Raw genomic sequence first — 9,319 nt, 5'->3', positions numbered from 1 at the left:
GGCGGCTTCTACCCAGTCACCCAAGGGAATGGTCATCGACTGGAATGGATCGAGAAGGCTGAATTCGGACATGGGGGCTACCTCTTTTTGGCGTGGGCGCTTAGTCGCGGCTCAGGGTCTGGAGCAACAGGGTCTTGGAAATCGTGCCCTTGAACGCACCGCCACGGTCCAGTACCGGAACCGGGTAGGGCAGGCGGGCGACGATGCCGAGCACTTCGTGCAGCGGGGTGTCGGTGTACACCGGCTGCTGTTCATGCAGGCGATAGCGTTCTGGCGCCGGAACACCGCTCGCATCGGTGTCGACCACGCCCAACAAGTGGCCATGCTCGTCGATCAGATAGCCGTAATCGTTGCCGGTTTTGAACTGTGGCGCCTTGCCATTGAGTTTGCACACGATGCCAGGGTCCAGGCGCGCCACATCACCGGCCTTGAGCACCCGCGAGCTGTCGAAGCCCTTGAAGAAGGTGCGTACGTAGTCATTGGCCGGCTGGTTGATCAGCTCCTGCGGAGTGCCGATCTGCACCACCCGACCGCCTTCCATGATCGCGATGCGGTGGCCGATCCGGATGGCTTCTTCGATGTCATGAGAGATGAAAATGATGGTGCGTTGCTGCTCGGCCTGCAGGCGGATCAGTTCACCCTGCATCTCGTGACGAATCAACGGGTCGAGCGCCGAGAACGCTTCGTCCATCAACAGGATGGTCGGGTCGTTGGCCAGCGCGCGGGCCAGGCCGACCCGTTGTTGCATGCCACCGGACAATTGGTGCGGGTAGCTGTGCTCATGGGCGCCCAGGCCGACCTGGCGCAGCGCTTCACTGGCACGGGCGTGACGCTCTTTTTCGGCCACGCCGGAAATTTCCAGACCGAAAGCGGTGTTCTCCAGCACGCTCATGTGCGGCATCAAGGCGAACGACTGGAACACCATGGCCATTTCCCGCCGACGTACATCCAGCAGGTCTTTATCAGACAGCCCGGTGATTTCCTTGCCGTTGAGATGAATGCTGCCGGAGGTGGGTTCGATCAGCCGGTTGAACAGCCGCACCATGGTCGACTTGCCCGAACCGGACAGGCCCATGATGACGAAGATTTCGCCGCGTTTGACCGAAAAGCTGGCGTCGAAGACACCGACCACATGGCCGGTTTTGCTGAATATTTCGTTTTTATCGGCTCCGTTGCGCAACATCTGCATGGCCATGTCCGGATTCGGACCAAAGACCTTGAAGATGTTCTTTACCGCAAGGATTTCATCGGTATCACTCATACGACCCTCTTTATTATAGTTGTGACCAATTAATGCCTGAGACCCAACTAAACGTTCTGGATGCCGGCTGGTGATTGGCAGGCCGCTCAGCACAGTGAGCGAGTAAAAAGGTAGGGCGATTTATTTGTTGCAGGCGTGGGTTGAAAGATGGCCTGCTAACAAGGCGTTGTTTTTATTAATTATCGTTCATTGCGCACTAAGGGGGGCTTGTGTTTGCAGAACTTGATTCACTTTAATCCCGGTGGCAAGGGCTTGATTGTATGGATGGGTCAAATTGTATGATCGGGCGGCAGGTCGGGTTGGCGGGTGTCGGGGTGGTCAATGGCTGGATAACTTAAAGTGTCTCTTGCATGAGTTCAGGTTATGCAGGGTGCTGCTGCCTGGCTTCGCTATTGTAGGGCGGTGTGCGGATATCTATATTGGCCGCGGCCTGAGCGCGATGACCGGACGATGGCGACCCGAGCGATAGGCTCCATGCGTTGTCGGCCTGTTTATTGCTAGCTGTTCGTTAAAACCTGATTCGTTAAAACCTGATTCGTTAAAACCTGATTGCGGAACAATAATGAAAACCCAGCAAGCTGGCAGTACCCAGAAGGGTTACCGGCGCATCATCCCGTCGATGACTGCCCTGTTACAGTTCGAATCAGTCGCACGGCTGAATAGCTTTACCCTGGCCGCCAAGGAGCTGGGCGTCACCCAGGCGGCGGTCAGCAAACAGATCAAGGTGCTGGAAGAGAATATCGGCGTGCAGCTGTTTCAGCGCCTGCACCGCAGCATCTACCTGACCGAAGGCGGCGAGACGTTATTTGCCATCATCTCCGAGTCGCTGCAAAAAATTGCCAGTGGGTTTGACCAGATCACCCAGGGCAGTGACAAGCGCGAACTGGTGCTGGGCTCGACCGCCACGTTCTCGCATTGCCGGATCATGCCGCGGCTGGCCAGCCTCAGCGAGACCTTGCCGCATATCCGTCTGCGCCTTGCCACCCAGATGTTCACCGGCAACCTGCGTACCCCGGATTTTGATCTGGATGTGCGCTTTGGCAACGGCGAGTGGGACGACGGCCACGCGCTGTTGCTATTCGAAGAAGAGGTCTTCCCGGTGTGCTCGCCGGCCTGGCTGGCGCGCAATCCCATACCGCTGAGCCTCGATGAACTGGCCGGTGCCGGTTTGCTGGATGCTGACGCCACCTCCGAAGGCTGGGTGACCTGGCAAAGCTGGTTCAAGGATGAAGGGGTGAACCTGGCCGGGCTGAAGTACAACTTGCGTTGCAGTTTATATACCGACGCGGTGCAGGCCGCGTTGAACGGTTATGGTGTGGCGTTAGGCTGGGGGCGCATGGTGGAGCACTTTATTGACGCCGGCACGTTGGTCCGGCTGGAGCCGTTTGTCGTGCGCCCCAAAGATGCTTATTACCTGGTGGTGCCACATGGTCATTGTGTTAATCCGGATGTATTGGCGATTGCGCAATGGCTGCAAGTAAAAACCCAAGCGGTTCAGGTGCAGGAAATTGCTGAATAACCTGAAGTGATGGGAGAAGTAAAATTAAGCGCATTGACGCACTTTCGGGGCACTTTGATAATTCACTCAAACCTGTGCTGGGTTAACAAACAAAAAAATAAGTGCCTGAGGGTCAACATGAGTACTTCACCCAACAAATCGCATAGCGAATTGCTCGATGCACGCCGCCCCGGTTTTGGCATGGATGGCGAACTTTACAGTCGCCAGGATGTTTTCGAGACCGATGTCGATGTGTTCTTTCACAAACACTGGATCACCGTTGCGGTCACCGCCGACGTGCCGGAGCCGGGTGATGTGTATGCGGTGGATATCGGCAAGACTTCGATTCTGGTGTTACGTGACGACGATGAGCAGGTTCGCGCCTACCGCAATGTCTGCCGTCATCGTGGCGCACGCCTCAAACCGGCCGGCAAGTCCACTGTGGGCATGCTGGTGTGTCCTTATCACCAATGGACTTACGACCTGGACGGCAGCCTCAAGCATGCCAAGAATATGGGCAAAGGCTTTGATCCCAAGTGCCGCAGTCTGATCCCGGTCAATTGCGTGGTGGTCGGCGCCCATGTACTGGTGTGTCTGGCCGACAACCCGCCTGAGGACATCGCCAATTTACAGGCGGCGATGGCACCGCGTTTCGAGCCGTTTGACCTGAGCAAAACCCGGATTGCCTACGAGCTGGACTATGTCGAGAACGGCAACTGGAAACTGGTGATGGAGAACAACCGCGAGTGCTACCACTGCGAAGGCACCCACCCGGAACTGATCGTCTCCTATCAGTCTGAAGACCTGGGGGTAAGCCTGGAAGAAATGAGCGAAGCCGATCGGGCCTCCTATGACGCCTATCAGATTCGCAAGGCCGGTATCGAAGCCAGCTGGGCCAGCGACGGCCTGTTGTATGAGACTGTCGAGCACCTGGACGACAACGCGCCGACTCAATTTCGCACCCAGCGGATGATCATCGCAGGCGCCGGCGAGTCGCAGACACTCGACACCAAAGTGGCCTGCACCAAGCTGCTGGGCAACCTGACCCGGCGCGATCTGGGCGATACGCACATGTGGGGCAACAACGCCTGGGCGCACGTGATGAGCGACCACGCGATGATCAGCTGGATTTTCCCGCTGTCGCCGGACCGCACTCTGGTGCGCACCAAATGGCTGGTGCATCAGGACGCCGTAGAAGGCGTCGATTATGACCTCAAGCGGCTCACCGAAGTCTGGGTGGCGACCACCCAGCAAGACGCGGCACTGGTGGCGATCACCCAGAGCGGCACTCAGGACCCGGCGTTCGCGCCTGGCCCGTATTCCGAATTCACCGAGCCGTATGTCGACCAGTTTGCTCGCTGGTATCGCGCGCGCCTCGCCGCCCACGGAGTCTGACCGCCGATGAATATGCTCGAGAAGCTGCAGCAGAACGTGGCCAGCCTGCGTGCTGACCAGCGCTTTGCCGACACCGACCACTGGAGCGCCTATGGCGCCCAGTGGGGCAGCGGCGATACCAGGCGCATCGAATGCCTGAGCGTCGTGGATGAAACCCACGACGTGAAGACCTTTACTTTCCATTGCCCGGATTATTCTGCACTGGCTTATGAGCCGGGGCAGTTCCTCACCGTATCGCCGGTCATCGATGGGCAGAGCGTCTCACGCTGCTACACGCTGTCCTCGACGCCGACCCGGCCGTTCACCTTCTCGATTACCGTCAAGCGGGTGCCGGGCGGCGCGGTGTCCAACTGGTTGCACGATAACCTGCGCGCCGGTCATGCACTGGCAGCCTCGGGACCTGCCGGGATCTTCACCCCGGTGGCGGCACCGGCGCGCAAACTGCTGTACCTGTCGGCCGGTTCCGGGGTCACCCCGGTAATGGCCATGACCCGCGCCGCTGCTGACCTGCACGCGGATCTGGACATTGTCTTCGTGCACAGCGCGCGCACCCCCAAGGACATCATTTTTCGTGATGAGCTGGCGCGTCTGGAGCGCTCGATGCCACGCTTGCGCACCCTGTTTTTCTGCGAGGGGCTGGGCGACGAGCCTGACTGGAGCGGGCCGGTAGGGCGCCTGTCGGTCGAGCAACTGCAACAGCAGATCCCTGACTACCAGGAGCGTGAAGTCTTTACCTGTGGACCCAAGGGCTATATGGACGCGGTCAAGTCGCTGCTCGGCAGTGCCGGCTTCGACATGCAGCGCTACCACCAGGAGAGCTTCGATATCACTGCCGAAGTGGTGGTCGAAGCGCCTGCGCCAGCCGCCACTCCAGGCCAGGAGCAGGGCACCTTTACCGTGCGCCTGGCCCGTTCCGGCAAGCAATTCACCATGACCGCCAGCCAGACTGTGCTGGCGGCGGCGAAAGCCGCTGGCGCAGTGGTGCCGTCGTCGTGTAGCCAGGGCGTGTGCGGCACCTGCAAGACCGCTGTGCTGGAAGGCAGCGTGGAAATGAACCACAACGGTGGCATCCGCCAGCGTGAGATTGACAAGGGCCTGCGCCTGTTGTGCTGCAGCCGCCCGACCTCGGACCTGGTGGTCGATCTGTAAGCCCACTGCTGTTCTGGCAGCTCGGTGGGAGTCAGCTTGCTGGCGAAGACGGCGGCACACTCGCAGCAGATGCCGTGAATTTTCCGGCCTTTTCGCTGTGGTCCGGCACTCCGGCAAGCCCGCTCCCGCAGGGGGACGCTTCACCCATTTTCCAAGAATAAGAAGGACATCGTTGATGCGTGCAAAACAAGGCCTGTTCAAAGGCCTCAACCCTATTGTGACGGTGGGGTCGATCTCCATCGTCGTCGCGTTCGTGATCCTCTGCGCTTCTTATGGTGACCAGGCAGCGGGGGTGTTCAAAGGCGCTTCCGACGCCATTCTGGATAATCTCAAGTGGTTCTACCTGGCCTTGGTCAGCGGCGTCCTGGCGCTGTTGATCGTGATCGCCTTCAGCCGCCACGGGAGTCTGAAACTGGGCCGCCCCGATGAAGCGCCAGAGTTCAGCTTTGCCGCCTGGATTGCCATGCTGTTCAGCGCCGGGATGGGCGTTGGGCTGATCTTCTGGTCGGTCGCAGAACCTGTGCTGCATTACGCCAGCAACCCGTTCACTGCGGGGATGACCGATCAGGCCGCGTCGATGGCCATGCGCATTACCCTGCTGCACTGGGGGCTGCACCCTTGGGCAATCTTTACCATCATCGGCCTGGGCCTGGCCTATTACGCCTACCGCGAAGGGCTGCCGCTGGCGCTGCGCTCGATCCTTTATCCGCTGATTGGTCAGCGCATCTATGGGCCGATTGGTCATACCGTGGACATTGTCGGCGGTGCGGTGACGGCTTTCGGCGTTTCCCAGTCGCTGGGGCTGGGGGTCGAGCAGATCAACATGGGCCTGCATCAGGTGTTCGGCGTGCCAGTGAGCATGGGTTTCAAGCTGTCGATCATCGCCGTGGTGACGATCATTGCCTCAATCTCGCTGGTGGCCGGGGTGTCGAAGGGCATGAAGCGCCTCTCGACCCTGAACATGTGGATCTCCTTCGGCCTGATGCTGGTGGTGCTGACCCTGGGGCCGACCAACTACATCATGAACCTGGCATTCGAATCGACCGGCGACTACCTGCAGAACATCGTCGCCATGAGCTTCTGGACCGACACCCAGGCCAATACAGACTGGCAGAAAAGCTGGACTGCGTTCTACTGGCCGTGGTGGATGACCTGGGGGCCGTTCGTGGGCCTGTTCATCGCGCGTATTTCCCGGGGCCGGACCATCCGTGAACTGGTGTTCGGGGCGCTGCTGGTACCGACCATGGTGACAATTTTGTGGATGGCGGTGTTCGGCGGCGCGTCGCTCAAGGACGAACAGCAGGCCCGCCACGCTTATGCGCAGTTGCCGGTGGCCGAACAACAGGCCGCTGGCGAGTTCAAGGGTGGCCCGGTGCTGGAGGCGACCCGCAAGGAAACCACCCTGGCGATGTTCACCCTGCTTGAGCGTCTGGACGGGCCGACCGTGGGCGGTATTCTCAGTGTGATTGTCTGCCTGCTGCTGGCCGTGCACTTCGTCACCGCGGCCGATGCCGGCACCCAGGTGCTGTGCATGCTCAACTCACTGGGCAGCATCAACCCGCCGAACTGGATACGGGTACTGTGGTGTGTACTGGAAGGGGCGATTGCCGCCAGCCTGATCATTGCTGGCGGGCTGGTGGCGATCCAGATGGCAAGTATCGTGGTGGGCCTGCCGATCGCGTTCTACATGCTGCTGACCGGCTACAGCCTGACCCGCAGCCTGTTTGCCAATGCGCCGCTGCTTGAGGCCCGTTCAGCGTCGCTGATGGCTGCTGAAGCCGTCCGGTTCGAGCAACCGGCGGTGCGCAAGACGACCGCCTGACTCTTCAACCTACCCTGAGGGAGCGAGCCTGCTCGCGAAGAGGCCAGTGAAAACACTACATATGCTGTGACTTTACCGGCCCCTTCACGAGCAAGCTCGTTCCCACAAAGGCATGCAGTGCTTGTGTTCACTGCCCCTCGGTCTCAGCCAGATATCTGCTGGTCCATGCTGCCAGAGGCAGCGGTGGCTGTTGATCGAGGATGCGTTGCCAGATCAGGCTGAGGTCCTGGCGATTGAACAGAGCATCAGGGCCCGCACTGCGATGCCTCTGAGGGGTGATTGCTTCCCAGCTGCCAGCGGCATTGCGCTGGGCCATTCTGAAGCGAAAGGTGTAGTTGCCAGGCGTACCCATGCGCAGGTCGGTGACGATCAAGCCCCCGGCAACGATGTCGTACCGCAGCCAGTTATCGGTGAACCAGCGCAGCCGATCATGCAATGGCACGTCGGTCAGCGGCTTGGCCAGTTCAAGGTTGAAACGATGGCGCTGCATTTCCGGGGGCGCCCGGTCAAAGATGCTGCTCACACCCTCGTAGTACTCCCCATTCGGCGCCTTGGCCATTACCCGCCATACCAGGCTGTTGAACGCCATCGGGACCGCGCGCACGTCAGCTACGATGACACCTTGCTGGCTCAGCACCGAGGCAAACCGCTGCTCGATGACCACCCGGCCCGCCAGGCACAAGCCAAGGTAAGCCGTGCTCAGCAATAGCGCCGTTCCCATGACATAGGTCGCACGTCCGGCAAGACCTTTGACCAGCGCGTAGCTAACAGCCGCCAGCAGTGGCACGGTGTAGACAGGATCAATGATGAAAACCGCTGACCAGCTTTCTGGCACCCACTGCAACGGCCAGAACAGTTGGGTTCCAAAGACCGTGAATGAGTCGAGCAGCGGATGGGTCAGCAGTACCAGCCAGAAGGCCACGAACAGTCTGGTATAGGTATAGCCCTTATCCGGCCAGCGCCGCCTGGCTAGCCAATGAACCCCCCAGGCCAGCAGCAGGGCAAGCGCTGTAAGGACAAAGACAGAGTGCGAGAAGCCGCGATGGAAGGTCATCTGCGACACGGGGTCAGCGTACCTGATCAGCACATCCAGGTCGGGGAGCGTGCCTAATGCTGCGCCATACAGCAACGAACGCCTGCCCTGTACGCGGCCCAAGACCGTACCTTGAATGGCGGCACCGAGCACAGCCTGGGTGAGAGAGTCCAATGGTTGGCTTCCTGAATAGAGGTTCACGGAAATCTACCCACGGCAGATTCGTTACCGCAATTGCTGGAACGTTACAGCCTATGACTGCGCTACTGTGCCAGGACGGCGCAGCAGCGCAGCGCCGCTGCGCGAGAATCAACGCCCGAGCATCACACCCTGCAACTTCTGCTGGGCCTTCTGCACGGCTTGCGCCTGGCTGTTGAGTTCCTGCAGCAGGGTATTCAACTCTGCCTGTACGTTCGGATCCTTGACAGTGACCACCGGGCCTTTGATATCGATCTGCTCTTTGTGCGCGGTCACGTAGTCAGCAACTTTCAGGCTGCTGTCCAGGGTGCCATTGATCTGCGGCAGAACCTCCAGAAAGGTATCGGCCGGCACGCTCACGGTCTTTGCATAGGCCTTGTCATACACCACCTTCAAATCGTCTGGCTGCTTGAGCTGGGCGTGGGCGCTGTCGGCCTTGGCCTTGTGCTCCTTGAGCTGCACGCCCATGTCGTTGAGACCGGCCTGCGCGGTCTTGATGTCTTCGCGGCGGTCGATCACATCGTTGAGCGAACGCACTGCACCTTTTTGCAACAGGCCGCTGAGCGGTTTGGCTGCCGTGTCCATGTCACCGTTGAAATCGCTGATCACTGCGTAATGGCGGGTGTAGTCGCCAAACGACTTGGACTCTTCGGCGGTCAGCTTGGGCACCCGGACACCGGGTTTGTCGACGATGCGGGTTTGCAGGAACTCGGTAAAAGCTGCGCGCTGCTTGGGTTCGTCATTGCCGCAGGCGATCAGGGCCAGGGGCAGGGCGAGGGCGAGCAGCCAGTGCGGGCGGAACGAGACGTTCATGTCGATGATGACTCCAGTGGGATGTGGCACAGGCGCGGCAACGGTGTGCCTGCGCAGGGTCAACCGGGTGCTTGCCGGTTGCCGGGCATAGGACGCAGGTGCCGTTGTTAGGTTCCATAAGGCCATCAAACTGCGCAGATTGTCCGTTAA

The 9,319-nt window shown here is 59.8% G+C and carries 7 protein-coding genes; 4 read left to right on the top strand and 3 right to left on the bottom strand.

Features of this window, described 5'->3' with window-relative positions:
* Positions 1–100: 100 nt before the first annotated feature.
* Complete coding sequence (gene proV, locus NJC38_RS19705; RefSeq protein ID WP_253116708.1) at positions 101–1,261, bottom strand: glycine betaine/L-proline ABC transporter ATP-binding protein ProV; 1,161 nt, start codon at positions 1,259–1,261, stop codon at positions 101–103.
* A 562-nt stretch (positions 1,262–1,823) separates the two neighbouring features.
* On the opposite strand from proV, the gene NJC38_RS19700 reads away from it, so the two are divergent.
* The 4 genes from NJC38_RS19700 (at position 1,824) to NJC38_RS19685 (ending at position 7,125) form a co-directional block, all read left to right on the top strand.
* Positions 1,824–2,780 carry a LysR substrate-binding domain-containing protein gene (locus tag NJC38_RS19700; protein ID WP_045492219.1) on the top strand — a complete coding sequence of 319 codons (957 nt, stop codon included), beginning with the start codon at positions 1,824–1,826 and terminating at the stop codon, positions 2,778–2,780.
* A gap of 117 nt (positions 2,781–2,897) precedes the next feature.
* Complete coding sequence (locus NJC38_RS19695) at positions 2,898–4,154, top strand: SRPBCC family protein (protein WP_045492217.1); 1,257 nt, start codon at positions 2,898–2,900, stop codon at positions 4,152–4,154.
* A 6-nt stretch (positions 4,155–4,160) separates the two neighbouring features.
* On the top strand, positions 4,161–5,303 hold the full coding sequence (locus tag NJC38_RS19690) for a hybrid-cluster NAD(P)-dependent oxidoreductase (protein WP_253116706.1): 1,143 nt from the start codon (positions 4,161–4,163) through the stop codon (positions 5,301–5,303).
* Between the two features lie 175 nt (positions 5,304–5,478).
* Complete coding sequence (locus tag NJC38_RS19685; RefSeq protein ID WP_253116704.1) at positions 5,479–7,125, top strand: BCCT family transporter; 1,647 nt, start codon at positions 5,479–5,481, stop codon at positions 7,123–7,125.
* A gap of 127 nt (positions 7,126–7,252) precedes the next feature.
* On the opposite strand, the gene NJC38_RS19680 is transcribed toward NJC38_RS19685, so the two are convergent.
* Both NJC38_RS19680 and NJC38_RS19675 read right to left on the bottom strand, forming a co-directional pair.
* Entirely contained in the window at positions 7,253–8,332 is a 1,080-nt protein-coding gene (locus tag NJC38_RS19680) for a metal-dependent hydrolase (protein ID WP_253116702.1), read from the bottom strand.
* A 135-nt stretch (positions 8,333–8,467) separates the two neighbouring features.
* Positions 8,468–9,169 carry a DUF3053 domain-containing protein gene (locus NJC38_RS19675; RefSeq protein WP_045492211.1) on the bottom strand — a complete coding sequence of 234 codons (702 nt, stop codon included), beginning with the start codon at positions 9,167–9,169 and terminating at the stop codon, positions 8,468–8,470.
* Positions 9,170–9,319: the final 150 nt, after the last annotated feature.

Origin of the sequence: Pseudomonas sp. 21LCFQ010, assembly GCF_024129905.1 — a bacterium.
GTDB lineage: Bacteria > Pseudomonadota > Gammaproteobacteria > Pseudomonadales > Pseudomonadaceae > Aquipseudomonas.
This window is presented reverse-complemented; position numbering and strand designations above follow the sequence as displayed.